25 protein-coding genes and 1 pseudogene are annotated in these 26,591 nt (G+C 77.2%); 14 read left to right on the top strand and 12 right to left on the bottom strand.

The features are described from left to right. Window positions 1–113 precede the first annotated feature (113 nt). The 5 genes from KPL60_RS10425 to KPL60_RS10405 all read right to left on the bottom strand — a co-directional run bounded on the left by KPL60_RS10425 (window position 114) and on the right by KPL60_RS10405 (window position 6,691). Window positions 114–995, bottom strand: a complete 882-nt coding sequence (locus KPL60_RS10425) for a hypothetical protein (protein WP_226365671.1) — start codon at window positions 993–995, stop codon at window positions 114–116. Between the two features lie 132 nt (window positions 996–1,127). After that, window positions 1,128–3,995: an FAD-binding and (Fe-S)-binding domain-containing protein gene (locus tag KPL60_RS10420; protein ID WP_226365670.1), complete on the bottom strand. Its 2,868-nt coding sequence runs from the start codon at window positions 3,993–3,995 to the stop codon at window positions 1,128–1,130. 53 nt (window positions 3,996–4,048) lie between these two features. After that, the gene (locus tag KPL60_RS10415) at window positions 4,049–4,855 is read right to left on the bottom strand and encodes an enoyl-CoA hydratase/isomerase family protein (RefSeq protein ID WP_226365669.1); all 807 of its coding nucleotides are present in this window, start codon (window positions 4,853–4,855) and stop codon (window positions 4,049–4,051) included. Between the two features lie 23 nt (window positions 4,856–4,878). Next, window positions 4,879–5,616 (bottom strand): SDR family NAD(P)-dependent oxidoreductase, encoded by a 738-nt coding sequence (locus KPL60_RS10410; protein WP_062404524.1) that lies wholly within the window; start codon window positions 5,614–5,616, stop codon window positions 4,879–4,881. 118 nt (window positions 5,617–5,734) lie between these two features. Beyond that, a complete protein-coding gene (locus tag KPL60_RS10405) occupies window positions 5,735–6,691 on the bottom strand; it encodes a tetratricopeptide repeat protein (RefSeq protein ID WP_226365668.1) in 957 nt (318 codons plus the stop codon). Window positions 6,692–8,032: 1,341 nt separating this feature from the next. On the opposite strand from KPL60_RS10405, the gene KPL60_RS34255 reads away from it, so the two are divergent. From KPL60_RS34255 to KPL60_RS10385, 4 genes are all read left to right on the top strand, one after another. Beyond that, window positions 8,033–9,157, top strand: a complete 1,125-nt coding sequence (locus KPL60_RS34255) for a hypothetical protein (protein ID WP_305080662.1) — start codon at window positions 8,033–8,035, stop codon at window positions 9,155–9,157. A 226-nt stretch (window positions 9,158–9,383) separates the two neighbouring features. After that, complete coding sequence (locus KPL60_RS10395) at window positions 9,384–10,811, top strand: heparan-alpha-glucosaminide N-acetyltransferase domain-containing protein (RefSeq protein ID WP_226366067.1); 1,428 nt, start codon at window positions 9,384–9,386, stop codon at window positions 10,809–10,811. Beyond that, a complete protein-coding gene (locus KPL60_RS10390) occupies window positions 10,808–12,112 on the top strand; it encodes a sensor histidine kinase (RefSeq protein ID WP_226365667.1) in 1,305 nt (434 codons plus the stop codon). The genes KPL60_RS10395 and KPL60_RS10390 overlap by 4 nt, the downstream gene beginning before the upstream one ends. Then, the gene (locus tag KPL60_RS10385) at window positions 12,109–12,786 is read left to right on the top strand and encodes a response regulator transcription factor (protein WP_226365666.1); all 678 of its coding nucleotides are present in this window, start codon (window positions 12,109–12,111) and stop codon (window positions 12,784–12,786) included. Before KPL60_RS10390 ends, KPL60_RS10385 begins: the two co-directional genes overlap by 4 nt. On the opposite strand, the gene KPL60_RS10380 is transcribed toward KPL60_RS10385, so the two are convergent. Then, complete coding sequence (locus tag KPL60_RS10380) at window positions 12,779–13,822, bottom strand: NAD(P)-dependent alcohol dehydrogenase (protein WP_226365665.1); 1,044 nt, start codon at window positions 13,820–13,822, stop codon at window positions 12,779–12,781. The two genes, KPL60_RS10385 and KPL60_RS10380, sit on opposite strands and share 8 nt — an antisense overlap. Before the next feature lie 74 nt (window positions 13,823–13,896). Here KPL60_RS10380 and KPL60_RS10375 point away from each other — a divergent pair, with 74 nt between their 5' ends. After that, window positions 13,897–14,550, top strand: a complete 654-nt coding sequence (locus tag KPL60_RS10375) for a TetR/AcrR family transcriptional regulator C-terminal domain-containing protein (RefSeq protein ID WP_226365664.1) — start codon at window positions 13,897–13,899, stop codon at window positions 14,548–14,550. On the opposite strand, the gene KPL60_RS10370 is transcribed toward KPL60_RS10375, so the two are convergent. Beyond that, window positions 14,522–14,716: a hypothetical protein gene (locus KPL60_RS10370; protein WP_226366085.1), complete on the bottom strand. Its 195-nt coding sequence runs from the start codon at window positions 14,714–14,716 to the stop codon at window positions 14,522–14,524. The two genes, KPL60_RS10375 and KPL60_RS10370, sit on opposite strands and share 29 nt — an antisense overlap. Before the next feature lie 37 nt (window positions 14,717–14,753). Beyond that, a pseudogene (locus KPL60_RS35080) lies at window positions 14,754–14,951 on the bottom strand (hypothetical protein); the annotation flags it as partial. A gap of 214 nt (window positions 14,952–15,165) precedes the next feature. On the opposite strand from KPL60_RS35080, the gene KPL60_RS10360 reads away from it, so the two are divergent. From KPL60_RS10360 to KPL60_RS10350, 3 genes are all read left to right on the top strand, one after another. Further along, window positions 15,166–15,504: a hypothetical protein gene (locus tag KPL60_RS10360; protein WP_226365663.1), complete on the top strand. Its 339-nt coding sequence runs from the start codon at window positions 15,166–15,168 to the stop codon at window positions 15,502–15,504. Between the two features lie 82 nt (window positions 15,505–15,586). After that, the gene (locus KPL60_RS10355) at window positions 15,587–16,234 is read left to right on the top strand and encodes a thioredoxin domain-containing protein (RefSeq protein ID WP_062402120.1); all 648 of its coding nucleotides are present in this window, start codon (window positions 15,587–15,589) and stop codon (window positions 16,232–16,234) included. Continuing rightward, window positions 16,231–16,875 carry a vitamin K epoxide reductase family protein gene (locus tag KPL60_RS10350; RefSeq protein WP_374228636.1) on the top strand — a complete coding sequence of 215 codons (645 nt, stop codon included), beginning with the start codon at window positions 16,231–16,233 and terminating at the stop codon, window positions 16,873–16,875. Before KPL60_RS10355 ends, KPL60_RS10350 begins: the two co-directional genes overlap by 4 nt. Window positions 16,876–16,920: 45 nt before the next feature. Here KPL60_RS10350 and tatA read toward each other — a convergent pair whose 3' ends face one another. Both tatA and mgtA read right to left on the bottom strand, forming a co-directional pair. Then, entirely contained in the window at window positions 16,921–17,169 is a 249-nt protein-coding gene (tatA, locus tag KPL60_RS34250) for a Sec-independent protein translocase subunit TatA (RefSeq protein ID WP_226365662.1), read from the bottom strand. Beyond that, window positions 17,166–19,901: a magnesium-translocating P-type ATPase gene (gene mgtA, locus KPL60_RS10340; RefSeq protein ID WP_226365661.1), complete on the bottom strand. Its 2,736-nt coding sequence runs from the start codon at window positions 19,899–19,901 to the stop codon at window positions 17,166–17,168. The genes tatA and mgtA overlap by 4 nt, the downstream gene beginning before the upstream one ends. Before the next feature lie 86 nt (window positions 19,902–19,987). Here mgtA and KPL60_RS10335 point away from each other — a divergent pair, with 86 nt between their 5' ends. From KPL60_RS10335 to KPL60_RS10320, 4 genes are all read left to right on the top strand, one after another. Then, the gene (locus KPL60_RS10335) at window positions 19,988–20,338 is read left to right on the top strand and encodes a helix-turn-helix transcriptional regulator (protein WP_226356213.1); all 351 of its coding nucleotides are present in this window, start codon (window positions 19,988–19,990) and stop codon (window positions 20,336–20,338) included. A gap of 287 nt (window positions 20,339–20,625) precedes the next feature. Further along, the gene (locus KPL60_RS10330; protein WP_226365660.1) at window positions 20,626–21,864 is read left to right on the top strand and encodes an LCP family protein; all 1,239 of its coding nucleotides are present in this window, start codon (window positions 20,626–20,628) and stop codon (window positions 21,862–21,864) included. Window positions 21,865–21,942: 78 nt separating this feature from the next. After that, window positions 21,943–22,563 (top strand): DedA family protein, encoded by a 621-nt coding sequence (locus KPL60_RS10325; RefSeq protein ID WP_226356215.1) that lies wholly within the window; start codon window positions 21,943–21,945, stop codon window positions 22,561–22,563. A gap of 47 nt (window positions 22,564–22,610) precedes the next feature. Beyond that, the gene (locus KPL60_RS10320) at window positions 22,611–23,609 is read left to right on the top strand and encodes an NADPH:quinone reductase (protein ID WP_226365659.1); all 999 of its coding nucleotides are present in this window, start codon (window positions 22,611–22,613) and stop codon (window positions 23,607–23,609) included. A gap of 39 nt (window positions 23,610–23,648) precedes the next feature. Here KPL60_RS10320 and KPL60_RS10315 read toward each other — a convergent pair whose 3' ends face one another. Together KPL60_RS10315 and KPL60_RS10310 are read right to left on the bottom strand one after the other, a co-directional pair. Then, entirely contained in the window at window positions 23,649–24,329 is a 681-nt protein-coding gene (locus tag KPL60_RS10315; protein ID WP_226356217.1) for a DUF3153 domain-containing protein, read from the bottom strand. 37 nt (window positions 24,330–24,366) lie between these two features. After that, window positions 24,367–24,978: a GNAT family N-acetyltransferase gene (locus KPL60_RS10310; protein WP_073574082.1), complete on the bottom strand. Its 612-nt coding sequence runs from the start codon at window positions 24,976–24,978 to the stop codon at window positions 24,367–24,369. 326 nt (window positions 24,979–25,304) lie between these two features. On the opposite strand from KPL60_RS10310, the gene KPL60_RS10305 reads away from it, so the two are divergent. Both KPL60_RS10305 and KPL60_RS10300 read left to right on the top strand, forming a co-directional pair. Next, entirely contained in the window at window positions 25,305–25,625 is a 321-nt protein-coding gene (locus KPL60_RS10305; RefSeq protein WP_051050348.1) for a hypothetical protein, read from the top strand. A 42-nt stretch (window positions 25,626–25,667) separates the two neighbouring features. Beyond that, window positions 25,668–26,501: an SAV_6107 family HEPN domain-containing protein gene (locus tag KPL60_RS10300; RefSeq protein ID WP_226356218.1), complete on the top strand. Its 834-nt coding sequence runs from the start codon at window positions 25,668–25,670 to the stop codon at window positions 26,499–26,501. Window positions 26,502–26,591: the final 90 nt, after the last annotated feature.

The raw sequence follows: 26,591 nt of genomic DNA, 5'->3' as shown, positions 1-26,591 counted from the left end.
TAAACAAGGACTTGACCGAAAAAGACGCGTCAGGATCACGAAAATCGCTCATATTCGTCACCCGTACGGGACGTTGCGTCGCGCCATCCTCGTCACTGTCGGTCGCGTCGGCCCTACCCGGCGGCCCGGCACGCCGCGACGAGCTCGTCCACCATCGTCGAGCCGTCCCCGGCCAGCGTCGCCAGCCGCGACAGGTCACCGCGCGACGCTGCGGACGCGATCCGCTCGTACTGCGCGGTCAGGTCCCGTGCCGCCGCGGCGATCCGCGCGTCGTCCGCCATCGGTGGCACCTCCGACATCCCCTCCGTCGCCCTCCGTGTCGCCGACGCCAGCTCCGGCAGGTCCGTGGTCCCCGTCGCGATGCCCTCCGCCACCGGGGTCCAGTCACCCATGACCTCCCCGGCGCGCCGGCAGGCCGCCAGGTCGTCCGGGTGGGCACCGGCCCGCGTCGCCGCCGGAGCGGCCGCCGGCGCCGGGGCGGCCGTCGCCGCGCCGGGGTCGTCCGGGGCCGGGTCCGCGCCGCCCCCGAACACGCTGCCGACACCGATCAGCGCGAACAGCGCCACGACCGCGATCCCGAGCCGCCGCAGGCGGGACCTCCCGGTGGGCGGGCCGTCACCCGGGCCGGTCGTGCCGGGGTCCGGCGCCCCGCCGGACCGACCGGCCGGGACGGCCCGCTGCGGCGTCGGGGGTCCGTGTGCGGCCGGTCCACCGCCGGACGGGACGCGCGGGAGCCGGAGGGTGGGCGCGTCCGCCGGGTGCACGCCGGCCGGGGGCGGCCCCGGCGGCGGCCCGGCGCCGCGCGCGGGTCCCGGCCGCGGCGCGGTCGGCGCAGGTGCCGGGGCCTTCGCCCGGCGGTAGGACTCGGCGTCCCGCCGCTGTCCGGCCGCCTTCGCGAGGAGCTTCTGCCGCTTCCCGGGGTCCCGGGTGGTCGCGGCGCGCTCCTCCAGCTGCCGGGCCGTGGAGTCGGCCATCTTCGCGAGCATCTCGGACACGGGTCCTCCCACTGCGGGGCACGGCGGGCGCCGTGCGGGCGTCGGTGGGAGGACGTCGCCGATGTCTCTGCGGTGCAGCGGTTCCGGGGATCGTCAGACAGCCGCAAGATCCCCGGACGCCGTACCCGCCGGTCAGGCGGGACCCGGGACCCGGGTGAGGCGTTCGAGCACCTCCAGGACGTGCTCGTAGTCGCGGCCGGTGGCCCGGCTCATGCCGAGCTCGCAGGTCCGGTTGCAGGAGGCGTGGGCGTCGGCGTCGACCCCGGCGAGCTCCCACGCCTGCGGGGCGGTGGCCGCCGCGGTCAGCTCCGGGTGCAGCATCCCGCGGTCCCCGGCGAACCCGCAGCAGCTCCACGAGTCGGGGACGACGACGTCGTCGGCGACGGCCCCGGCCAGGCGTCGCAGCGGGTCGAGCAGGCCCAGCTGGGTGGCCGAGCAGGTCGGGTGCAGCACGAGCCGGGCCAGCCGGGCGGGCACGGTGAGCGCGGGCAGGATCCGGTCGGCGGTGAACTCGACGGCGTCGAGGACCCGCAGGCCGCGGTAGCGCTCGGGGCCGGACGCGACCATCACCCGCAGCCCCTCGGTGCACGACGACGCGTCGGACACCACCGGGACCGCCCCGGCGCGGGTCGTCGTCCACAGTGCGGGCAGGACCCGCTCGGCCATCGCGGCGGCGCCGTCGGCGAGCCCCTTGGACTTCCACGGCGTGCCGCAGCACAGCGACCCCAGGCCGGCGGGCGCGCTCGCCTGCAGGCCCGCCCGTGCGCAGAGCCGGGAGAAGGCCTCGCCCGCGCCGGGACCCGCCGAGCCGAACATGGCGCTGGTGCAGGAGGAGAACAGGACGAGGTCGGCGTCGGTGGACACCAGCCCGCCGGGGACCCGGTGCCCGCCGCCGCGGGGCAGGTCGGGGCTCCACTGCGGGACCTGCTCGGGGTCGGCGACCCGGCGCAGCGCCGCCGAGACGGGTGCGGCGCCGGGCACGGCCCGCGCGAGGGTGAGGGCCAGCCCGGCGGCCCGGGTGGTGGCGCCCCAGTGCTTGGCCGCGAGGGTCCAGCCCGCGCCCGCGGCGCCGTGGTCGCGTTCGCCGCGCAGCCGTCGCACCAGGTCACCGGTGTTGATCAGGACCGGGCAGGCGGTGCCGCACATGCCGTCGACGGCGCAGGTGTCGACGCCGTCGTAGGCGTAGTCGGCCTCCAGCTCGGCGAGCAGGGCCTCGTCGCCCGCGGCCCGGGCGGCGGCCATCTCGCGGCGCAGCACGATCCGCTGGCGCGGGGTGGTGGTCAGGTCGCGGCTGGGGCAGACCGGCTCGCAGAACCCGCACTCCACGCAGCGGTCCACCTCGGACTCGACGGCCGGGGCGGACTTGAGGCCGGCCAGGTGCGCGGTCGGGTCGTCGTCGAGGACGACGCCGGGGGAGAGGATCCGCTGCGGGTCGCAGAGCCGCTTGATCTCCTGCATGACCTCGTAGAGCTCGTCGCCGTACTGGCGGCGGACGAACGGCGACATCATCCGGCCGGTGCCGTGCTCGGCCTTGAGCGTCCCGCCGTGGGCCAGCACGAGGTCGACCATGTCGTCGGTGAACCGGCCGAAGCGGTCCCGGCCGCCCGCCGTGCCCGAGTCGTCGAGGTCCTCGGTGAGCATGAAGTGGACGTTGCCGTCCTTGGCGTGCCCGAAGATCACGGCGTGGTCGTAGTCGTGCTTCGCGAACAGCGCGATCAGGCCCTCGCAGGTCGCGAGCAGGTCCGGGACGGGTACGGCGACGTCCTCCAGCAGCGCCGCGGTGCCCGGCGGGCGGGCGCCCGCGACCTTGGCGTAGAGCGCCTTGCGCAGCTTCCACAGCCCGGCCTTCGCGACCGGGTCCGCGGACAACTCCCGCGGGCCCCGCAGCGGCAGCCCGGAGATCAGCCCGGAGGCGTCCCCGGCGAGCTGGGTGACCTCGTCGACGGTGTGCCCGCGGTACTCCACGAGGAACGCGGCGTGCTCGTCGACGGTCAGCGCCCGCAGTCGCGGGTCGGCGTCGGCATCGCCCTGTCCGACCCGCAGCGACGTCGCGTCCAGCAGCTCGATCGTCGCCGCGCCCGAGTCCACCAGGCCGGGCAGCGCGCGGTTGGCGGCGGCGAGGTCGTCGAACACCAGCAGCCCGGTGCGGGTGTGGGCCAGCACCGGGACGGTGCGCATGGTGATCGAGGCGAGGAACGCCAGCGTCCCCTCCGAGCCGACGAGCAGCCGGGCCAGGATCTGCACCGGGTCGTGGTGGTCGAGGAAGGAGTTCAGGCCGTAGCCCATGGTGTTCTTCAGCGAGAACTGGCGCTCGATCTCGGTGCGCAGCGCCGCGTCGCCGCGGAGCCGGTCGCGCAGCCGCGCCAGGCCCGCCCACAGCCGGGGCTCGCGGGCGCGCAGCTCGTCGTCGGCGCCGGGGGCACCGGTGTCCAGCGTGGTGCCCGAGGGCAGGACGAGCTCGACGGAGTCCAGCAGCGCGTAGCTGTTCGCGGCGGTGCCGCAGGCCATGCCCGAGGAGTTGTTCGCGACGACCCCGCCGAGGGTGCAGGCGACCTCGCTGGCCGGGTCCGGGCCGAGCATCCGGCCGTACCGGGCCAGGCGGGTGTTGACCGAGCGCACCGTCGCGCCCGGCCCGACCCGCACCCGGGCGCCGTCGCCCTCGATCTCGATGCCGCGGAAGTGGCGGCGGACGTCGACGAGGATGCCGTCGGTGACGGCCTGGCCGGACAGGCTCGTCCCGCCGGAGCGGAAGGTCACCGGCACCCCGCCCGCGGCGCGGAACAGCGCGGCGACCTCGGCGGCACCCGACGCAGTCACCACCGCGGCCGGGGTGCGGGCGAAGTGCGACGCGTCGTGCGCCATCCGGAGCCGGTCGATCGCCCGGGTGGCGACGGCGGCGGGCCGGACCGCGGCGGCGAGCCGGTCGTGCAGGGCGTGCAGGGCCGGGCGGCCTGCCGGGTCGGTGGGCGGTGTCTCCGCGGGCGATCCGGTGAGGGTCACGGTGGTGCTCCTGGCGTGTGGTGGGACGCGCGTGCACCCACCCTGCCCCAGGGTCAGCCCCGTGCCGAGGGGAAGTTCGGGGGACGCTTCTCGCGCAGCGCGGCGGCGCCCTCCACCACGTCGGGCCCCATGAAGGTCAACATCTCGTAGGCGGCGGACTGCTCGAAGGTCGGTCCGGCGCTGCGCAGCCACGAGTTCAGCGCCCGCTTGGTGAGCCGGATGGCCTGCTGGGAGCCGGTGCCCAGGGCGTGCGCGACCCGCAGCGCCTCGTCGAGGACCTGCTCGCGCGGCACCGCCTTGGCGACCATCCCGAGCCGCTCGGCCTCGGCGCCGGTGACCATCTCGCCGGTCAGCAGGTAGTAGCGGGCCTTCGCCATCCCGGCCAGCAGCGGCCAGATGATCGCGGCGTGGTCCCCGGCGGCGACGCCGAGCTTCACGTGGCCGTCGCCCAGCTTCGCGTCCTCGGCGGCGATCGCGATGTCGGCGAGCAGCGCGACGACCACCCCGGCCCCGACGGCGACCCCGTTGATCGCCGACACGACCGGCTTCTCGCAGTCGATGATGTTCCAGACCAGGTCGGACATCTCCCGGAGCATGTGTGCGACGCGCTCGTGGTCGCCGGCCATCCGCTCGACCATGCCGAGGTCCCCGCCCGCGGAGAACGCCTTCCCGGCCCCGGTGATCACCGCGACCCGGGTGGCGGCGTCGGACGACACGTCCCGCCAGACCCGCGCGAGCTCGCCGTGCAGGACCTCGTCGGCGGCGTTGTACTTCGCCGGGTTGTCGATGGTGATGAGCAGGACGCCGTCGTCGCGGCGCTCGAACCGCAGCTGGGTGTAGGTGCTCGGGTCGAGGGTCATGGGGGTCCTCCCGGGGGCTGGGGTCAGAGCATGGACAGGCCGCCGCTGACGCTGACGGTCTGCCCGGTGAGGTAGTCGGCGTCGGGGGAGGCGAGGAAGGCGACGGTGGCGGCGACGTCCTCGGGGCGAGCCAGGCGGCGGAACGGGATCGCCTTCACCAGGGCGTCGCGCAGCCGGTCGTTCCCCTCGACGACGTCGGCGAACAGCGCGGTGTCGGTGGGCCCGGGGCACACGCAGTTGACGTTGACGCCGTGCCGGGCGACCTCGCGGGCGAGGGTCTTGGTGAACGCGATGACCCCGCCCTTGGCGGCGGAGTAGACCGCCTCGCCGCTGGACCCGACGCGGCCCGCCTCGGAGGCGAGGTTCACCACCGTCCCGGAGCCCTGCGCGATCAGGTGCGGGACGACGGCGTGCGCGGTGTGCAGCACCCCGAACAGGTTGATCCGCACGATCCGGTCCCAGTCGGCCGGGTCGGAGTCGACGAACGCGCCGACCTTGTCCCAGCCGGCGTTGTTGACCAGCACGTCGATCCGGCCGAGGTCGCCGCGGACCCGCTCGACGGTGTCGCGCACGGCGTCGGGGTCGGCGACGTCGAGGGCGTACGCGGTCCCGGCCCCGCCCAGCTCCGCGGCGGTCGCGGCGGCGGTGTCGCCGTCGAGGTCGGTCACCGCGACCCGGGCGCCCTCCCCGGCGAGCCGCAGCGCGGTGGCACGGCCGATGCCGCGCCCGGCCCCGGTGACGAGCACCGTCCGGTCGTCCATCCTGCCCACGGGCCGGTCCACCTCCTGGTCGCCGACACCGGTGTCGGACCCCGCCCACGATGACGACACCGGCCCCCATGGTCAATCTCCGCCGGCGGGTCCGTGACGCCGGGCCGGGTCAGCGCACCACGGGCAGCGGGCCGGAGGGCCGGTCGAAGAACAGCGGGAGGGTCTCCTCGCGGGGGTCGGGGGTCCGGGGGAGGACCCCGGTCGTGGGCTCGGCGTCCCGGGGCGGGCGGCGCATCTGCGGGAGGACGCCGGTCGGGGGCTCGGGCTCCCCGGACGGCGGGCGCATCCGCGGCAGGACGCCCGTGGGCGGCTCGGGCCCGTCGGCGGGTTCCCCGTCGGGCCGCCCGGCGATGGGCTGCGCGTCCGGTCGCACGCCGGGCTCATCGGTGGGCGCCGTGGCGTCGGCTGTGGCGTCGGCGGCGGCGCGGCAGTCGGTGAGCAGCTCCCGCACGTCGTCGGTCACCGCGTGCCCGGTGCCGAGCACCCGCTCGGCGACCTCGAGCGTCGCGGCGAGCAGCCCGGCCGCGCCGCGCAGGTCGCCGGTGTCGGCACGGGCGAGCGCCAGCGCGGCCCGGGACGCGATCGTGCAGGGATGGGTCCCGCCGAGCACCCGCGCACGCCGGGTGATCACGTCCTCGTGCCGGCGGACCGCCTCCTCGGCGTCGCCGGTCACCCGGTGGGCCGCGGCCAGGGCGTCGGCGGCCGCGAGCGACGCCGGGTGGTCCGGGCCCAGCAGCGTCTCGCGGGCGGCGAGGTTGCGGGCGGCGATCTCCAGCCCGCCGGTGCGGTCGTAGCCCAGCAGCAGCGCGACGGCGAGGCTCCCCTCGGCGACGAGCGTGTCGGCGTCGTCCGAGCCGAGGTCGCGACGGGCGGTGGTGAGGACCTGCTGGACGCGACGGGTCGCGTCCAGCAGCGCGGGCATGTCGCCGCTGCGTCCCGCGGCGCGCACGTCGGTCGCGGCGCGGTCGTGACGGGAGCGCAGGGCCTCGCGCAGGGGGTCGGCGGTCGTCGTCGACCGCTCCGCACCGTGGTGCGGGACGGTCACTCTCCGGTCGGCCACGGACACCCGACCTCCCCTCCTCACCGCGACGAACAGCCCGGACTCACCCGGACGGCCCACTGAATCGTGACCGAACGTACCTGTAACCGGCGGTATCGCGCGCCCCGGACGAGCATCCGAGGCGAAGGCCACCCTTACCGATCACCGTGCGTCGCAGGAGGTGCACCGACGGTCCGAGGCCGGCGGGCCCGTCCAGACGGAGTCACCCGGCCGTGCGGTCCACGCCCTCGGACGGGTGCACGTCCGTCGCGGTGCCTGGAGTGCGGTGTCCGGGGGCTCGACAATCGCGCGCACGCCGTGCGGAGAGGGGGCCTCGTGTCGAGGCAGGGGGACGCCGACCACACCGATGGTGAGGTCGCGGACGACGCAGGGGCGGTGAGGCGTCCAGACACCGGCGCCGACCCCGCCACCGGTGACCGAGTGGGACGGCCGGCGCGCCGACCGTCCCGGCCGCCGCCTCCGCGGCCCCCGCTGCGGCCGACGTCGCCGTTCCTGGGGGTGGCCCCACCCGTCGCATCGCCCGCGGACGAGCCCGGTCCTCCGGGCATCGAGGCCTTCGGGGCGGGAGGGACGCTGCGCCGGGCGGTGCCCGGGGCTCCGATGTCCGGCGGTCCGCCCCCTGCCGACCCGGTGTCCGCTGTCCCGGGCGCCGCAACCCCGGCCCCGGTACCTCCGGCCCCGGACACCTTCGCCCCGGCAAGCCCGGCTCGGGCAACTCCGGTCCGGGCAACCCTGGGCTCCGAGGGACCGGGGTCCGCGGCGTCGGACGCCGCGACGTCGGACGCCGCTGCGCCGGGGGTCGCGGCCTCGGCCGCCGCAGATCAGGGGGGCACCGCACCGGAGGTCGCCTCGTCGGGCGCCGCAGCTCTGGGCGCGGTCCCGCCGCACGCCGGCCCGCCGCACCGCGCGGCGCCGCATCCCGCAGCGCCGGACGCCGCATCGCCGGACGCCCTCGCATCGGACGTCGCCGCATCGGACGTCGCCGCATCCGACGCCGCCGACCCGGCGACCGCGCGTCCGGCGCCCGCCGTCCAGATGTCCGCCGTCCAGATGCCCGCCGTCCAGATGCCCGCCGCCCCGATGTCCGCCGTGCCGGCGCCGGCCCACCCGGCTGTCGCGCCGGGGTCCGCCGACCCGGACCCGCAGGCGCCGGATCCGGGCGCGGAGCACCCGGGTGCCCCACCGTCCGGCGCCGTCGTGCCGGACGGTGCGCCCCCGGGCGTCGCGAGGCCGGAACTCCCGGTGCCGGACAGCGGTTCCACCGGATCGGACAGCGGTTCCGCGGGACCGGACAGCGGTTCTGCGGGACCGGATAGCGGTTCTGCGGGACCGGACAGCGGGACGACGGTGCCCTCCGACCCGGACCTGATCCCGTCGACCGGGAGCGAGGCACCCGCGGCCGCCGCGCCGGGCAGCACCGGGACGGGCGCGACCGGAGCCACGGCCGTCCCAGCCCCCGACGCGGTCCCGCCCCGGCCACCCACGACCGGCCCCGACCCGACCCTGCACGGTGTCCCCGCGGTCACGCCGCGCCCGATCCCCCGGCTCACGGCCGTGGTGCTGGTCGGGTCGCTGCTCGCGGCCGCCGGTGCGGCCGCGGGCGCGGTCGCGCTGGCCTCCCAGCAGAGCGACGGCGCGGGCTGGCCCGGCGCGACCGACCCGACGGCGGTGACCCGCCCGGACGGGGTGACCGCCGGCCTCCCGGGGGCCCCGGCTCCTCTCGTCCCCGTGCCCGACGGCTCCTCCGGGGCCGGGGAGCGCGACCGGGCCGTGTCGCCGGAGCGGCGCCGGTCCGACCCGGACACCGACCGCGCGTCCCGCCCGGACCCGTCCGCGGGCCCGGGGGAGCGGCGGGCCGATCCCACGGCACCGCGCCCGGCGCCGGGCGCCGGCCGTGCCCCGGCGGCACCCGCCGCTCCGCCGGCACCGGGTGCACCGGCCCCGGGCGGCCCTGCGGCACCGGGCGGCCCGGGTAGCCCGGCCGCACCGGCGCCCGGCGGTTCCGGGACCGCCCCGGCCGGGGGTACGACCCCGGGGACGCCCGGCACCCCACCGGGCGGCACGGGCCCGGCCGGGCCCGGCACACCCGGTGCGGGCACGACCCCGTCGGACCCCGGCGGTTCCGGCGCGGGTCAGCCCTCCGACGGCGGCGCCGGACCCGGCACCGCGCCGGGTCCCGAGCCCACGGCGGGATCCGGCCCCACCCCGGGACCGGGCACCGCACCGGGATCGGGATCGGGGTCGGGATCCGGCACGGGCACCGGGAACGGTGCCCCGGACGCGACCGGCACCGGACCGGACGGCGGCGCGGGCACCGGCGGCCCGTCGACCGGCACCCCGCAGGCGGGCAGCGCCGACAGTCGCGGCAGGGACGGCGGCAGCAGGGACGGCGACACCGGAACCGGCGGCGGCGCCGACAGCCGCAGCACCGGCGGCCGCGGCACCACGACCCCATCCGGATCCGGGTCCTGACCCCGGAGGACCGGCGGACGTGCGGCGGCGGGCGACCCGGCCCGTCGAGGACGCCGGCGACCGACGTCCGGTACCTCTCGACGATCGCGGTCGGCCGGGCGCACTCGTCGTCGACCGTCACGGAGGACGCGACGCCCACGACGGCGGCCCTACGACCGTGGTCGGACGGCGCAGATCGTTCCCCGCTCCGACGCGCCCGGGCCGCCCCGGCCCGCACCGTTGCGGCATGACTACGACAGACCGGGCCCCCGGCCCATCGTCGGCGCCACCCGCCGGACCGGACAGCGGGTCGTGGCCGCGCGGCCGGCACCGTCCCGGCCGGCACCGTCCCGGGCGCGCCCGGGTGGCCGGTATCGACGCCGCCCGCGGCCTCGCCGTGCTCGGCATGATCGTCGCGCACGTCGCCGTCGCCGCGGGGTCGTCCTGGCTGGTCCAGGCGGTGAACGGGCGCGCGGCGGTGCTGTTCGCGGTGCTCGGCGGGGTGTCGCTGGCCCTGATGGCCGCGCCCGTCCTCGCCGCGCCGACCGCGCGGAACCGGGTGTGGCTGCGCCGCCGGATCGCGGTCCGGGGGCTGCTGCTGGTGGTCCTCGGGCTGCTCTTGGCCGAGATCAGCAGCGGGCCGATGGTCATCCTCGTCGTCTACGGGGTGCTGTTCTGGCTGCTCCTGCCGGTGCTGTTCGCCCCGGCCCGGGCGCTGGCGGTCGCCGCCGCGGTCTGGGCGGTCGCCGGGCCGCTGCTGTCCTGGGTGCTGCGCGCCCGGTTCGGGTCCACCACCGACGCCGACGGGCAGACGGTGCTCGGCGCGACCGTGCACCTGTCCGACCTCACCTCGCCCGCCGGGCTCGCACACGCGCTCGACACGGTGCTGCTCAGCGGCGCCTACCCGGTCCTGACCTGGATGCCGTTCCTGCTGCTCGGGATGGCGGTCGGCCGGCTCGACCTGCGTACGGCGGGCACCCGGCTGGTCGCCGGCGGGGCCGCCGGTGCGGTGCTCGGCTACGGCGGGTCCTGGCTGGCGCTGGACGTCCTGGGCGGCCGCGACGCGCTCCTCGCGTCGGTCGCGCCCGTCGCCGACCGGCTCGGTGTCCCCGCCGAGCTCGCGCTGCAGCTGCTCGGCGGCAGCTCTCTGGGCACGGTCGCCACCACCACACCCGCCTGGCTGCTCGCCGCGACCCCGCGCAGCGGCAGCCCGTTCGACGTCGTCGGGGCGGCCGGGGTCGCCGTCGCCGTGCTCGGCCTGTGCCTGCTCGCCGCCCGGTACGGGGGTCGGCTGCTCGCCCCGCTCACCGCGACCGGCGCGCTCGCGCTGACCCTCTACGCCGGGCACATCGCGCTGCTCGCCGCGCTCGGCGAGTGGCCGCAGACCGCGCCGTGGGCGGCGACGGCGCTGGTCGCGGGCCTGGCCGTGGCCTGCGCGTGGGCCTGGCGCGGGCTCGTCGGGCGCGGTCCGCTGGAAGCGCTGGTGCACAGCGTCTCCGTGCGCGCGGCCGGTTCTCCGCCCACGGTCGGAGACCGGGGATCGGACCCCGCTCCGATGCCCGGCGGGGCCACCCCGCGCGAGGCTGGGGACATGGACAGCACGACGACGGGCCGGGCGGCCGACACGATCGGGTACCGGGGATCATCGGGGCCGGAGCGGGGGGAGGCGCGATGAGCATCACGACACGGGTGCGGGACTCCCTGCGCAGCCTGCCCGCCCTGCGCTCCACCCCGTCGGAGGCCCCGACCCTCGTCGAACGCGCGGTGGCGCTCGGCCGCCGCAACCCGGTCGTCGTCGACGCCGTGCTGGCCGCCCTGCTCATCTGGGTCGCGGTCAGCTGGACCCTCGACGGCAAGGTCCGGTCGGACGTGCGGATCCTGGCCCTCGTCGTGGCCGTGCTCGCGGCCCTGCCCGTCCCGCTGCGCCGGGTCGTCCCGATGCCGGCCGCGTTCGCCACGGCCGCGGTCGCCCTCGTCTGCACCGTCGTCGAGCCGGCCGTCCACCCCGCGTACCTGCTGCCGTCGCTGGTCATGGGCTACTCGGCCGTCGCCTACGGGCCCCGCTGGGCCGGGTGGCTGGCGCTGGTCGTGCTGACTCTGGGGATGTTCGGGCCGTTCCTGCTGCGTCCGCCGATGTCGATACTGCAGCTCCCCGGGGCCACTCCGCTCACCGTGCTGGCACTGGCCGGGGTGATGGCGATGGTCCCCGTGCTGGTGTGGCTGCTGGGGTCGCTGCGCCGCGCCGCGCACCGCCGCACCCTGGACCTGCGCGAACGCAACCGGCTGCTGGAGGAGAGCCGCCGCCAGGAGGTCCGCCTCGAGCTGCTGGCCGAGCGGTCGCGGATCTCCCGCGAGGTGCACGACGTCGTCGCCCACTCGTTGTCCGGGATCATCGCCCAGGCCGACGGCGGCCAGTTCGCCGCGCAGCGCGACCCGGCGAAGGCCGTCGAGGTGCTCTCCGGCATCGCGACCACCGGCCGCTCCGCGCTGTCCGACGTCCGCGGCCTGCTGTCGATGCTGCGCGGCACCGGTCCGGACGACGACAGCGACACCGACCCGGCGCGTCCGCAGCCCGGCGCCTGCGACGTCCCCGCACTCGTCGAGCAGGTCCGCACCGGCGGGCTGCCGGTCGACCTGCGGACCATCGGCACCCCGCGGGAGCTCCCGACCGGCCCCGGCCTGACCGTCTACCGGATCGTGCAGGAGTCGCTGACCAACGTCATCAAGCACGCCGGGCCCGGCGTGCCGACCCACGTCGACCTGCGGTGGACCACCGACGAGCTGACCGTGCGCGTCCACGACGAGGGCGCCCGCGGCCCCGTCCCCACCCCACCGCGCGGCGGTCACGGCCTGACCGGCATGCGGGAGCGCGCCGCCCTGCACGGCGGCTCGGTCGAGGCCGGCCCGCACGCCGACGGCGGCTGGACGGTCCGGCTCCGGCTGCCCCTCACACCCCCGGCCCGAGGAGAACGGTGAACCCCGTACGACTGATGCTCGTCGACGACCAGGAGCTGGTCCGCACCGGCTTCGCGATGGTGCTCGACTCCTGCGACGACCTCGCCGTCGTCGCCCAGGCCGGTGACGGCGAGGCCGCGCTCGCCGAGCTGGACCGCACCGAGGTCGACGTCGTGCTGATGGACGTGCGGATGCCCCGCCTCGACGGCATCGCCGCCACCCGCCGGGTCGTCGCCGAGCACCCGGGGGTGCGGGTCCTGGTGCTCACCACCTTCGACCTCGACGAGTCCGTCACCGAGGCCATCGCCGCCGGTGCCAGCGGCTTCCTGCTCAAGGACGTGTCCCCGCAGGACCTCATCGAGGCCGTCCGCACCGTGCACCGCGGCGACTCGGTCGTCGACCCCGTCTCCACCCGGCGGCTGCTGCGCGCCACCCGGCCGCTGCTCACCGCGCCCGAGCCGGCCGCCGCGGAGCCGTCGGTGGACGCCGTCGCCGCGCTCGCCGACCTGACCCCGCGCGAGCGGGAGGTGCTCCTCCTCGTCGGCAACGGCCGGTCCAACGCCGAGATCCGGGCCGACCTCGTCGTCTCCGAGGCGACGGTGAAGACCCACATCGGGCACCTGCTCGCCAAGACGCAGTCGCGTGACCGGGTGCAGCTCGTCGCGCTGGCGTTCCGGGCGGGCCTGGTCAGCTGACCCCGGGCCGCCCTGACGCCCCGGTGCCCGCTGTGTCCGGGGCGGACGGCCCGGCCACCCGCACCACGATCTTGCCCCGCACCCGGCCCGCGGCCAGCCGTTCGATCGCCGCGTCCGCGTCGTCGAGGCCGACGGTCCGGTCGACCACCGGCGTCAGCTCCCCGGCCTCGACGAGCCCGCGCAGGGCGGCGAGGTCGGCGGCGTTCTCGTCGGCCACCAGCACGGCGAGCCGCCGCCCGCGCAGGAACGGGGAGAGCGCGGCCGCGCGCAGCAGCCGGCCGTAGCCGCCGGTCAGCCGTGCGTCCGGGCGCTCGCCGCCGACGAGTACCGCCGTCCCGCCGGGCGCCAGCACCGAGCACAGCCGGGCCGCGGACGGGGTGCCGCCGATGTCGAGGACGACGTCGAACCGGCGGCCCAGGCCGAACACGTCGGTCGTGGTCCGGTCGACGACGTCGGTTGCACCCAGGGACCGGACGAGTCCGACCGACCCGGTGCGACACACCGCGGTCACCGTCGCGCCGGCGGCCCGGGCGATCTGCACGGCGAACGTCCCCACTCCGCCGGACGCGCCCAGCACCAGCACCGACGAGGCCTGCGTGACCCGGCCGACCCGATGCACCGCCTGCCAGGCGGTCTGCCCCGACACCGGCACGGCCGCGGCGAGCTCCGGGCCGCACCCGTCCGGGGCGTGCGCGAGCCGGTCGGCCGGGGCGACGGCGTACTCGGCGAGGCTGCCGCTGGGGGTGGTCCCGAACACGCGGTCACCGGGGCCGAACCCGTCGACGCCGGGACCGACCGCCACGACGTCACCCGCCAGGTCGCGGCCGGGGACCCGGACCCGGGGTGCCCGCAGGCCGACGGCCGGGCGCACCGCGAGCGGCAGCCCAGCCATGAGGTGCCACGTGCCGCGGTCCAGTGCCGCCGCGGCGACCCGCACCAGAACCTCCCCCGGCCCCGGCCCCGGCTCCGGCACGGGCAGCTCCCCGACGCGCCAGACCCCGCCCGTGCCGTACCGCTCCTGCACCACAGCCCGCATCGCGCACTCCTGTACTTAGTACGAAACGTACGTTGTACGGTACGGAGACCGGGACAGACGCACAAGGAGTCGACGTGACGCGGCGACAGCTCAGCAGGGAACGGGTGCTCGCCGCCGCGGCCGAGGTCGCCGACGCCGACGGCATCGCGGCGCTCACCATCCGCGCCGTAGCCGGGCGGCTGGGCAGCGCACCGATGGCCGTCTACCACCACGTGGCGAACAAGGACGAGATCCTCGACGGGCTCGTCGACACGGTCTTCGGCGAGATCGACCCGCCGGTGCCGGGTCGGCCGTGGCGGCCCGAGCTGGCCCGCCGCTGCCGATCGGCGCGGACGGCGCTGGCCCGCCACCCCTGGGTCACGCCCCTGCTGGACAGCCGTCGCCGCCCCGGCCCGGCGACGCTCGCACATCACGACGCCGTGCTCGGCACGCTGTTGCGCGACGGCTACGACACCCGTGCCGCAGGGCACGCGTTCGCGCTGGTCGACGCGTTCGTGTACGGGTTCGCCCTGCAAGAGGCCGCGATCCCGTTCGCCGGCGACGCCCTGGCCGACGGCGCCCGGCAGATCCTCGACAGGGTCGCCGAGGGCGCCTACCCGCACCTCGCGCGGTTCGCCGCGGAGCGGATCGGACCGGACTACGACTTCGGCGACGAGTTCGACGTCGGCCTGGACCTGGTGCTCGACGCCGTCGGCACCCTCAGAAGCCGGGGTGGTCGCGCAGGTTGACCTGGTCGCAGGTCAGCGCGAACGCGTCGACCTCCTCCGCCGACGGCGGCGTCGCCCGCGCCGCGAACTCCGCCAGCCCCCGGAAGTAGCGCTCCCGCGGTGCGCCGGGCACGAACAGGATGAGGAGCCGCGCGTCGCTGTCCGGGCCGGTGCGGAACGCGTGCACCCCCCCGGTGCGGGACGTGCACCAGGTCGCCCGGCCCGGCCTCGGTCCAGGTGTCGCCGGTCATGATCCGCAGCGCGCCGTCGAGGACGTAGAAGCTCTCGGTGAACCCGGTGTGCAGGTGCGGCAGCGCGCCGGGGGAGTCCGCCGGGATCCACGACTCGAACAGCCCGAACCCGCCACCGACCTCCGCGCCGGGCGCGGCGAACCGGGTCCACGAGCCGGTCGGGGAGGTCACGGCGCGTTCGGTGGTCGCGGCGGGGCGCCACACCGCGCCGGGCTCGGGGAAGCTCACGCACCGAACGTAGCGGCCCGGCGACCGGGCGTCCCGACGCGGCGGCCGGTCACCACCCGCGCAGGGCCGTGGGGGAGCACCGGGGCGGCGAGGGCCCCTCGGTATCGTCGTGGGCGCTGCCGGAGGCGTCCGGCCGTGGTCGGAGCGGAGAGGTGGGGTGAGGCACGTGCGCGTCCTCGCCCCGCTGACGTTGCTGGTCCTGGCCCTGGTGCTGTGCGCGGGCCCCGCCGTCGCGTCCGCCCCGGGCGCCCACGGCGCCACCCCGGCGGTCGTCGTCGGCTCGGACTGCTCGCAGCACCCGCTCACGCTGATGCACGCGGGGGACTGCGAGCAGGCCCCCCGCCGCGACGACGACGTGCCCGTCCCGTCGCTGCTGCCGGTCGCCGTGGTCGCCGTCCTGGCGGCCGGGCACACCGGCACCGCGCCGCCCGCCGCACCGGAACGGACGCTGTGCGCGCCGTCGCCGGTGGAGCACCTCTGCGTGGACCGCAACTGAGGCGTGCGGTCACCCCGCCACCGCGTCCCCGCACCCGTTCCGACCCGGCCACCGCGCCGGGCCCCGTGGAGGAAGACTCCCGATGACCCGCAACGTCAAGATCTCCCTGGCCGTCGTCGGCGCGTTCGCGCTGATCGTGGCCGCGCTGCTGTTCGCGACGCGACCCGGCACCCCGGAGACCGGCGCCGCCGCCGGTGCGCCCGACAGCCTCGTCACCGCCGACGCCGCCCGCCTCAACGACGCCCCGAACGCCTCGGCCACCCTGGTCGAGTTCGCCGACTTCCAGTGCCCCGCCTGCGGCCAGGTCCAGCCGATCATGGACCAGCTGGTGCAGCAGTACGGCGACCGCGTGCAGTTCGTGTTCCGCAACTTCCCGCTGCCGATGCACCAGAACGCCGAGGCCGCCGCGCTCGCCGGTGAGGCCGCCCGCGCCCAGGGCGCGTTCCACCCGATGTACGAGCGCCTGTTCCAGACCCAGCGCGACTGGTCCGAGTCCCCGGACGCGGCGACGGTGTTCCGCGGCTACGCCCAGGACCTCGGCCTCGACCTGAACGCCTACGACGCCGCGGTCGCCGACCCGGCGACCGCCGCGAAGATCCAGGCCGACAAGGACGCCGGGCTCGCCGCCGGCGTCGAGGGCACCCCGACGATCTTCGTCAACGGTGAGAAGGTGCAGCTCCGCTCGGTGCAGGACATCACCGACGCCCTCGACGCCGCGGTGAACCGGTGAGCGTCCCCTCCGCGGCGCGGACCGAGGAGTTCTCCCGCGTCACCACCGGCGCCCCGGCCGTGCCGGGGCCGGTGCCGCGGTTCCTGCCGTGGCTGCTCGTCGTCGGCGGCGTGCTGGGACTGGTCTCGGCGTTCACGCTGACCGTCGAGCGCATCGAGCTGCTGATCGACCCGGCCTACACGCCGTCGTGCAGCATCAACCCGGTGCTGTCCTGCGGGTCGGTCATGACGACCCCGCAGGCGGCGTTCTTCGGTTTCCCGAACCCGCTGCTCGGGATCGGGGCGTTCGCCGTCGTGGTGACGACGGGCGCGGCCCTGCTGGCCGGGGCCCGTTTCCCGCGCTGGTGGTGGGTGGGGCTGACGGCCGGGTCCGCGCTCGGCGTCGTCTTCGTGCACTACCTGATCATCCAGAGCCTGTACCGGATCGGCGCGCTCTGCCCGTACTGCATGGTCGTGTGGGCCGTGACGATCCCGATCTTCTGGTACACGCTGCTCGCGACCCTGGACGCCCTCGGCGGCGGCGCGCGTGCGCTGCACGCCCGGATCGCCGGCTACCACGCGGTGCCGGTGGTGCTGTGGTTCCTGGTGGTCGTCGGGCTGATCCTGCAGCGTTTCTGGACCTACTGGTCCTCGCTGCTCTGAACCGGCCTGCGGGGCCGGGGACGTGCGTCCCCGGCCCCGCGACGGTCAGCGCTCGCCGGTGGTCCGCTCCTCCGCGACCCGCTCCCGGGCCGTCGGCTCCCCGGCGGGCCGCTCCTCGAGGGCCCGGTCCTCGGAGCGGGCCGCGCCGTCGTCGCGGGTCTCGCTCAGCTCGGACTTCAGGATGCGGGTGGACCGGCCCACCGAGCGGGCCAGGTCGGGCAGCTTCTTCGCGCCGAACAGCAGCACGACGACCAGCAGGACGACGAGCAGCTGGGTCGGTCCGGGTGGGGTCATCGGATCCTCTCCTTCTCCTGCCGGGGGTCCGCGGCGCGGATCCCCAGCACGTGACGCAGGTACAGCGGCCGCGTCGCGGCCACACACAACAGGAACGGCAGCACGACGGCCGCCAGCAGCGGCCACACCGCGGGCGGTGGCGCCGCCATCCCGAACAGGGGGGCGAGCGGGGTGAACGGCACCGCCAGCCCGGCCAGGACCACGGCCGTCACCGTCGCCACCACCGGCCGCGCGGCGCGCCCGGCCCGGGTCCGCAGCAGGAGCAGCACCAGGACCTGGGACAGCACCCCCTCCATGAACCAGACGGCCTGGAACACCGCCTGCTCCTGCGGGGTGTCCAGGCCCAGGAAGCGCCACACCGCCCAGAACGTGACCAGGTCGAACGCCGAGGCCAGCGGCCCGAGGACCGCCATGAACCACAGCATCCCGCGGGTGTCCCAGCGCCGGGGCCGCGCCGTCCAGCCCGGCTCGACCCGGTCGAACGACAGCGACAGCGCGGCCACCCCGAACAGCACGCCCTGCAGCAGCAGCTGCGCGGGCAGCAGCGGCAGGAACGGCAGCACCGCCGAGGCGACCAGCACCGACAGGGCGTTGCCGACGTTCAGCGCCGCGGTCACGGTCAGGTAGCGGGTGGCGCGGCCCAGGGTCCGCCTGCCCTCCTCGACCGCGGAGACGACGACGTCGGGGCTGCGGTCGGCCAGCACGATGTCCGCGGCCGCCCGGGCGGCGGGCACCGCCCCGTCGACGCCGATCCCGACGTCGGCGATCCGCAGCGCGCCGACGTCGTTGAGGCCGTCGCCGAGGAACCCGACGGTGTGCCCGCGGGCCTGCAGCGCGGCGACGACCCGCTCCTTCTGCAGCGGCCCGAGCCGGGTGAACAGGGTGGTGCGCTGCACCGCGCGGGCCAGCGCGACGTCGTTGAGCGCGTCGAGCGCGGCGCCGTCGAGCACCCCGGTGACGGCGATCCCGGCCCGCGCGCACACCTGCTCGGCGACGGCGGTGTCGTCGCCGGTCAGGACCTTCACCGCGACGCCCTGCTCGGCGAAGCGCTCCACCGCGCGGGCCGCGGACTCCCGCACCGGGTCGACCATCCCGACGAAGCCCAGCAGCAGCAGGTCGCGCTCGGGGTCGTCGTCGTCACCGGCGCCGAGCGGGCGCAGCAGCGGTGTCCGGCGGGTGGCGACGGCGACGACCCGCAGCCCGGTGGCGCGGTGCCCGGCCGCGGCGTCGGCGACCGCGGCCCGCAGCGACGCGGTCAGCTCCACGGGCCCGCCGTCGCGGGCCACCCGGGTGCAGCGGGGGAGCACGGTGTCCGGGTCGCCCCGCACGATCACCAGCTCACCGGGGTCGTGGGCGTCGCGCAGCACCATCGCCGAGCGCCGCCGGGTGTGGTCGAACGGCAGCTCCTCGACCCGGGTGAGCAGGCCGTGGGCCAGCAGCGCCGACCCGTCCCGGTCGGCGGCGGACACGGCGTCGTCGAGGCCGTCGCGCGGGGTGGTCTGGAAGCGCACCGCGACCGCGGCCGCGTCGGCCGGGGCGGGGTCGGGACGGCCGTCGACGTCGACGGAGTGGGTGAACACCACCCGGTCCTCGGTGAGCGTGCCGGTCTTGTCCAGGCAGGCGACGTCGATCGAGCCGAGGTCGTGGATGGCCTCCGGGCGGGTCACCAGCACCCCGGACTCGCGCAGCCGGGCCGTGCCGCGCAGCAGCGTGGTCCCGACGATCAGCGGCAGCAGCTCCGGGGCCAGCCCGACCGTCACGACGACGGCGAACAGCAGCGCCTGCGGCACGTCGCCGGACACCTCGACGTTCACCAGCAGCACCAGCGGCGCAGCGAGCAGCATGCAGCGCACCAGCGCCCGGCGCACCGACCGCAGTCCCCGGTCCACCTCGGACTCCGGACGGGGACGGCGGCCGCGCCCGGCCAGCTCCTCGGTGTGGGTGTGCGCCCCGGTGGCCAGCACGACCGCCGTCGCGGTGCCGCGCACCACGGTGCTCCCGGCGAACAGCAGCGCCGGGTGGGCGGTGACCGGGCCGTCGTCGGTCCCGGCCCGCGACGGCCGTCGCCGCGGCGCCGGGCGCGGCTCCCGCGACGATGGCGGCGCCTTCGCCACCGGCAGCAGCTCCCCGGACAGCGACGACTGGTCGACCAGCAGGTCCCGGGCGTGCAGCAGCCGCGCGTCGGCCGGGACGGGGTCGCCCGCGCCGAGCAGCACGACGTCGCCGGGCACCAGGTCCTCCGGCGGCACCTCGCTGTCCCGCGGTGCGGTCCCGGGGGCCGGGCGGCGGCGGACCGTCACGGTGGTCGCGGCGTGCGCGCGCAGCTCCCGCGACAGCCGGTCGCTGCGGGCGGCGTGCCACAGGCGCAGCCCCACGCCGAGCGCGGCGACGACGAGCACCAGCGTCGCGCTGCCGGGACTGCCCGCGACGGCGAGCAGCACCCCGAGCACGGTCATCAGGCCGGAGAACGGGCCGGCGAGCGCGCGGCGGGCCCACACGGCCGCGCCCGGGCGCCGGACGGCGTCGGTGGCGTTGTCGCCGTGGGCGTGCAGGCGCAGTGCGGCGGTGTCCTCGCACAGTCCGCGGCGCGAGGACTCCAGGCCCCGGAGCAGCGCGAACGCGTCGGCGCCTGCCCAGTGCCGCAGTGCGGGCTCGCCGGGCGTGGCGGGCGGACCGGCGGGCGGGGGCGGCGGTCGCGCCGCGGCACCGTCGCGCCCGATCGTCCGGTCCAACGGTGCCCCTCCGGTCCCCGGCACCGCGTCCGGCGCCGCCCGGTACGGTAACAGTTGCGTAAGTGACGCAACTGTCTGGAGGCCCGGTGGAGACCGCCCCCGAGGGCCCGCAGCCCCTCGACCCCGAGCTGCTGGCCGACGCGGCCGCGGCGTTCGGGATGCTCGCCGCGACCTCGCGGCTGCAGATCGTCTGGCTGCTCGCCGACGGCCCGCGCGACGTCGGCACCCTCGCGACGACCCTCGGCCAGCCGGTGGCGACGGTGAGCCAGCACCTGGCGAAGCTCAAGCTCGCCGGGCTGGTCCGCGCCCGCCGCGAGGGCCGCCACCAGATCTACGTCATCGCCGACGCCGGCATGGTCGAGGTGGTCCGGACCGTCGTGGCCGCGCAGGACCGCAGGCGTGAGCCGGACGCCGTCCGCGGGCGGGGGATCGCGTGACGCCGCCGCCGGGTCCGGTGCCCCCCGACCGTCCGCGTCCCGGCCGGACCGGCGCACCCCGCGTCCCCGGCGTCCCGCCGGCTCCGGGCGCGCCGCGGACCGGGACCCGGGGTGCCGCGCCGCGGGACACCCGGTCGCCGGGCGCCTGGCCCCGCTCCGGCGCCCCCGCCGGTCCCCGTCCCCCGCGCGCGGTCCCCGGTGCTCCGTCGGGCCGGCCCGCCGACCGCCCCGCGTCGGCCGGCCCGCGGTCCCGGCCCGCCGACCCCGGCGCCCGCCCCACCACCCCGATGCGCCCGGTCGCCCCCTGGCCGCGCGCCGAGCAGCGCGCCCCCGCCCCGCGGCGGCACCGCGTCCGCGGCCTCGTCGCGGCACTGTCGGTCGCGGTCTTCCTCGCCACCGGCGCCGGCTGGGCGATGGTCGGCGGCACCAGTGGTCTGACCACCGCGGACGTCACCGGACCGCACGTCGCCGACGGCGCGACCGACATCCTGCTGGTCGGCAGCGACTCCCGGGTCGACGCCCGCGGCAACCCGCTGCCCCGCGAGGTCCTCGACGCCCTGGACGCGGGCGACGCCGACGGCCAGGACAACACCGACACCCTGATGCTGGTCCGCATCCCGGACGACCCCGACCTCGGCGCGTCCGCGGTGTCGATCCCGCGCGACTCCTGGGTCGACGTCCCCGGCCTCGGCAAACACAAGATCAACTCTGCGCTGGCGCGCGGTGCGGCGATCGCCCGGCCGGACCTGATCCGGCAGGGGCTGAGCGGGCCGGACCTGGAGCGGGAGGCCAACGCCGCGGGCAGCAGGCTGCTCGTGCGCACCGTCGAGGAGCTCACCGGCGTCTCGATCGACCACTACGCCCAGGTCAACCTGGCCGGGTTCGCCGAGATCACCCGCGCGCTCGGCGGCGTCCCGGTGTGCCTCAAGGCCCCGGTGCGCGACAGCTACTCCGGCGCCGACTTCGCCGCGGGCCCGCAGACCGTGCAGGGCGCCCAGGCCCTGCAGTTCGTCCGTCAGCGGCACGGCCTGCCCGAGGGGGACCTCGACCGGGTCCGCCGCCAGCAGGCGTTCCTCGCGGGACTGACCCACCGGCTCCTCTCGGCGGGCACCCTCACCGACCCGACGGCCGTCGCCGACCTGATGCAGGCGGTCAACGGTGCCGTCGTGCTCGACCAGGGCTGGGACCTCACCTCGCTGCTCGCCCACGCCGCGCAGCTGCGCGGTGACCGGGTCACCTTCCGCACCATCCCCACCGGCCGGGCCGACTACCGGACCGGCAGCGAGGGCGTGGCGGTGAAGGTCGACCCGGCGCAGGTCACGGCGTTCTTCGCCGGGCTGACCGCGCCCGGGGCGCCGGCCGATCCCGGGGACGGCGACGACGCGGGCTCCGCCGCGCCGGCGACACCGGCCCCGGCCACGACGGACAGCGGAGCCGGACGGGCCGCGGCGCCCCGGGGTGACCCGACCCCGGATGCCGACCCCCAGCCCGAGCTGACCGCCGACGGGGTGCCCTGCGTCGACTGACGCGGCCCCGTCACCCCGGCCGAGGAGCCTCCCATCACCGAGATCATCGACTTCCTGACCTCCGTCCCGTTGTGGGTGGTGGTGCTCGTCGCGGGGCTGGTCACCCTCGGCGAGACCACGATCGGCGTCGGGCTGGTCCTGCCCGGCGAGACCGTGCTCATCGCCGCCGCGATGGCCGTCCCGGACGTACCGGCCGCGGTGCTGGTCACCGGGGTGGTCGCGGTCGCCGCCGCCTGCGGCGACTCGATCGGCTACGCGATCGGCCGCCGTTTCGGCCCGCGGCTGCGCGAGTCGCGGATCATCGGCCGGATGGGCCGCGACGCCTGGGACGACGCCGCCCGCACCCTGCGCCGCTGGGGTCCGTGGGCGGTGCTCGGCGCCCGGTTCCTGCCGGTGGTGCGCACGATGACCCCGGCCGCGGCGGGGGCGTCCGGGCTGCCGCTGCGGCGGTTCCTGCCCGCCGTCGTCGTCGGGGCGACGGTCTGGTCGGCCGTGCACGTGACCGCCGGGTTCCTGCTGCGCGAGGCCGCCGAGCAGTTCGAGAAGGCCTTCGGGATCGCCGGCTGGGTGGTCCTGGCGGTCGTGGTCGTCGCCGGCGTCGTCGGGTGGCGGGTGCGGCGTCGTCGCGCCGAGGCCCGCCGGGCCGCCGCCCGCGAGACCGTCGCCGCCCTGCCCGAGGAGCGCCGCGACGCCGCCTGATTCCGGTCGTCCCGCACCGGGTGCGGGCCCGGACCGGCGACGGCAGGATGGCCGGGGTGAAGGCAGTGAGCTACTCCCGTGAGGGCGCCGCCCGCGACGTCCTGACCGTCGGTGAGATCGACACCCCCGAGCCCGGTCCGGGCCAGGTCCGGGTCCGTGTCCGCACCTCGGCGGTCAACCCGACCGACACCAAGACCCGCGACGGCACCACGTCACGGCCCTTCGACGGCGTCCGCGTCCCGCACCAGGACGGCGTCGGGGAGATCGACGCCGTGGGGGAGGGGGTCGACCCGTCGCGGGTCGGGCAGCGGGTCTGGACCTGGCTCGCGTCGCCGGGCGGCGACGGCGGCGCCGCGCTCGCCGAGTGGGGCACCTGCGCGCAGTACACGGTGCTGCCGGCCGAGCAGGCCACCGTGCTGCCCGACGGCGCCCCGGACGACCTCGGCGCCTGCCTGGGCGTCCCGGCGATGACCGCCTACCACTGCCTGTTCGCCGACGGCCCCGTCGCCGGACGGACGGTGCTGGTCACCGGCGGTGCGGGCGCGGTCGGGCACTACGGCATCCAGCTCGCCCGCTGGGCCGGGGCGACCGTGGTGACCACCGTGTCCGGTCCGGAGAAGGCCGAGCTGGCCCGGGCCGCCGGCGCGCACCACGTCGTGAACTACCGCGACGACGACCCCGGCGCCGCGATCCTCGACGCCGCCGGACCGGTCGACCGGATCGTCGAGGTCTCGCTCGCCCAGAACCTGGCCCAGGACCTCGCGGTGCTGCGCAACGGGGGCGCGGTCGTCTCCTACGCGGCCACCCCGCAGGACCCGTCGATCCCGGTCCGCGCGCTGATGGGGGCGAACGCGGTTCTGCGGTTCGCGCTGCTCTACACCGTGCCCCGCCCGGTGCTGGCCGACGCGGCCCGCGGGCTGGGCGTCGCGGCCGCGCACGGAGCGCTGACCCCGCTGCCGGTCACCCGGTTCGGGATCGACGACGTCGTCGCCGCACACGAGGCCGTCGAGGCGGGGACGACGGGCAAGGTCGTGGTCGACCTCTGACCGGTTCCGGTCGGCCACCCCCGCCGGTCCGGCGCGCCCTCAGCGCCGGATCGGCGGGTTCCGGTCGCGCCGGGCCAGCAGCACGGCGGCCCCCGCCGCGACGACGACGAGCCCGGCCAGTAGCAGCGACCAGCCCAGGATCGACGGCGCGTTCGGATCGGTCGAGATCACCGAGGCGTTGATCTGCGAGACCTCGCCGGGGACGAACTCCCAGGTGACGGTGCCGCCGTCGGTCTCGCCGTCGGACTCGACGACCTCGCCGGGGAAGCTCATCGCGAGCCGCACGTCGGCCCGGTCCACCGGCATCGTGGTCAGGTCGGCCCGGCCCTGCACGGCGATCCGCTCCCCGACCCGGCGCAGCTCCAGGTTCGCCCGTCCCGACGCGTTCCCGCCGAGCAGGTTCAGCTGCGAGATCTGGGCGAAGGTCAGGTTCTCGAAGGCCGCACGGGTGCCGACGAAGCCGTCCTGGTCGTACGGCGACAGCTCGACCTCGCCCGCGAGGTCGGCCGGGACCTCCAGCTGCGGGCCGCGGCCGTCCGGTGCGCCCTCGGGCGTCGCGACGACGATCGTGCCGTCGACGGTGTCGTCCGGCTGCACGGCGAGGGCCACCTGGACCCGGGTGCAGCCGGTCAGCGCGAGGAGGGCCAGCACCGCGAGCAGCACGAGCGCACGCGTCCGGGATCGACGGCGTGCGGGTGGCGCGGTGCGGTGCGGCGGCATGGCGTCATCGTGCCACCCGGGTACGACGGTCCCGGCGTCACTCGGGGGCGTGTGTCGGGTGATCCGTGGGAAGCAGCGGCAGCTCGCGCCCGAGCACGGCGAACGGGCGCGGGTCCCCGGTGAACAGGTGCTCGCGCAGCACGTCGACGAACCCGGCACGACGGTAGAGCCGCCACGCCCGGCCGGGCGTGGCGCGGCCGTACTCGGGGGTGGACAGCAGCATCCGGGCCCGGGCGGCGTCGCGGGCCAGCGCCCGCAGCAGCGACTCGCCGATGCCCGAGCCCTGGGCCTGCGGGTGGACGTGCAGCTCGGTCAGCTCGAAGTAGTCGGTCAGCCAGTCGGCGCTCACGGCGCCGGGCTCCCCGCGGCGGGCGCGCAGCCCGCGGCGGACCTCCTCGAACCACCACTGCCCGGGGCCGCCCCAGTAGCCGTAGCCGATGCCGGTGAGCCGGTCCTGCTCGTCGAGCCAGCCGACCGAGCGCCAGCCCGGCCGGTAGGAGTGCTCGAGCCACAGCGAGCGGCGCTGGCGTGCGGTCGACCGCGGGTAGCCCATCGCGGTGACGTAGACGTCGATCGCCTCGCCCAGCCGGTCGGCGAACTCGCTGCGGCCGAGGCCGACCAGGCGTGCACGCGACGGTGCGGCGGTCACCGCGAGCACCGGCCCCGGTGGGGACCGCACGCCCGCGCCGGGGCGGGGTCGGTGTCCGGGTACATGTCCCCATCACACCACGCCCGGCCGGTCCCGGCGGGTCCGGACCGGGCACCCCGCCACGGTGCCGGTGGGTGAGTGGTGCCACCCGGCCACCCGACTTGACGCGGCGATCGAACACGCGTTCTACTGGCGTATGTCGAACGCGCGTTCGACGCCGGGGCGTCCGGTGGGCGGAGTGGGGGAAGCACCCCGTCGCCGGGCGTCCCGGAGACCGATTCCGGTGGTGGGAACCGAGGCCCGGCCACCGGGTGGAGGGCGTGGTGATGCCAGTGGGCGGCTTCTCGCGTTTGTTCCGGTCCCGCCAGCCGGCGGCGATCGACGTGCGCTGGCAGAACGGTGAGCCGGTCGAGTTCTCGCGGCGTCCGTCGCGCCGCGGAGAACATTTCCTGGTCACCGGGGTTCGAGACCAGTGGATCGAGGAGTCCCCGTGGCCGTTCCCGTCGCCGATGCCGGTGGGCGGGGACCGGCTGAGCTGCTGGCGGGTGCTCGCCCGGTCGGTGCAGGACCCGCAGGAGCCGCCGCGTGAGGTGGTGCTGCGGATGCGGTCCGGTCCGGGCGTGTGGGACCTGGTGAAGGTCGACTGAGAGGTGCGGGAGATGCGGGAGGTGCGCGTGCGGAGCAGGACGATGGAACTGGACCTGGCGCTGCCGTCGCCGCGGTCCGCCGGGGCGCGACGGCCGGGCGACGCCCCGGTGGGCGCCGCGCGGCCGGAGCGGCCGTCCGGACGGGTGCGGCCCGTCGCCGACGGGTTGTGGCCGCTGGACTGCGGCGCGGCCCGGGGCGCGGGACGGGGCGCCGCCGACCGTACGGGGTCCGCCGCCGGGTCGGCGCCGTCCCGGCGGGGGAGCGGCCGGACCGGTGCGGACCCGGCCGGGACCGGGTGCACCGGCCGGCCGGGTCGGGCCGGGGAGACCGGTGCCGCCGGCCGGTCGGGGCAGATGATCCCCCTGCCGGGCGCATCCGTGCCGGCGGGCGGGGGCGCGGCTCGGCCGTCCGGGGGCGCGGTCCGGTCGGACGGGGGTGCTGCCCGGCCGGCCGCGGAGACCGCACGGCCTGCCGGGCCGGCGCCCCTCCGGTCGCCCGCGCCCGCCCCGCCGTCGCGGGACGCGCTCGGGCTGCTGCGCCAGGCCGCCGAGCAGCTCGCCGAGGCGCACCGGGAGACCGAGCCGCTGCGTCGCTACCCGGCCGCCTACCTCGCCGCCTTGCGTGCCGGGGCGGCGGTGCTGGCGATGCGGGCCCGGCCCCGGACCCGCCGGGGCGCCCCGCGCGACGTCTGGCGGCTCCTCGCCGAGGTCGCTCCGGAGCTGGAGGAGTGGGCGGCGTTCTTCGCCGGGTGCTCGCGGCTGCGGATCGAGGCCGAGGCCGGGATCGCGCGGCACGTCGACCGGCGCGCCGCCGACGACCTGCTGCGCCAGGCCGAGCAGTTCGTGACCCGGGTGCAGCTGCTGCTGCCCCGGTGAGGTCCGTCCGCCGGGCGGCGCGCCGCACCGGGGGAGCGGATCGGCGGACGGGAGGAGAGCGGGAGCGAGCGGGGAACGGACCGGGAGGGG

It is taken from the genome of Pseudonocardia sp. ICBG162 (genome assembly GCF_020496225.1).
In the GTDB taxonomy this organism is placed as follows: Bacteria; Actinomycetota; Actinomycetes; order Mycobacteriales; family Pseudonocardiaceae; genus Pseudonocardia; species Pseudonocardia alni.
This window is presented reverse-complemented; position numbering and strand designations above follow the sequence as displayed.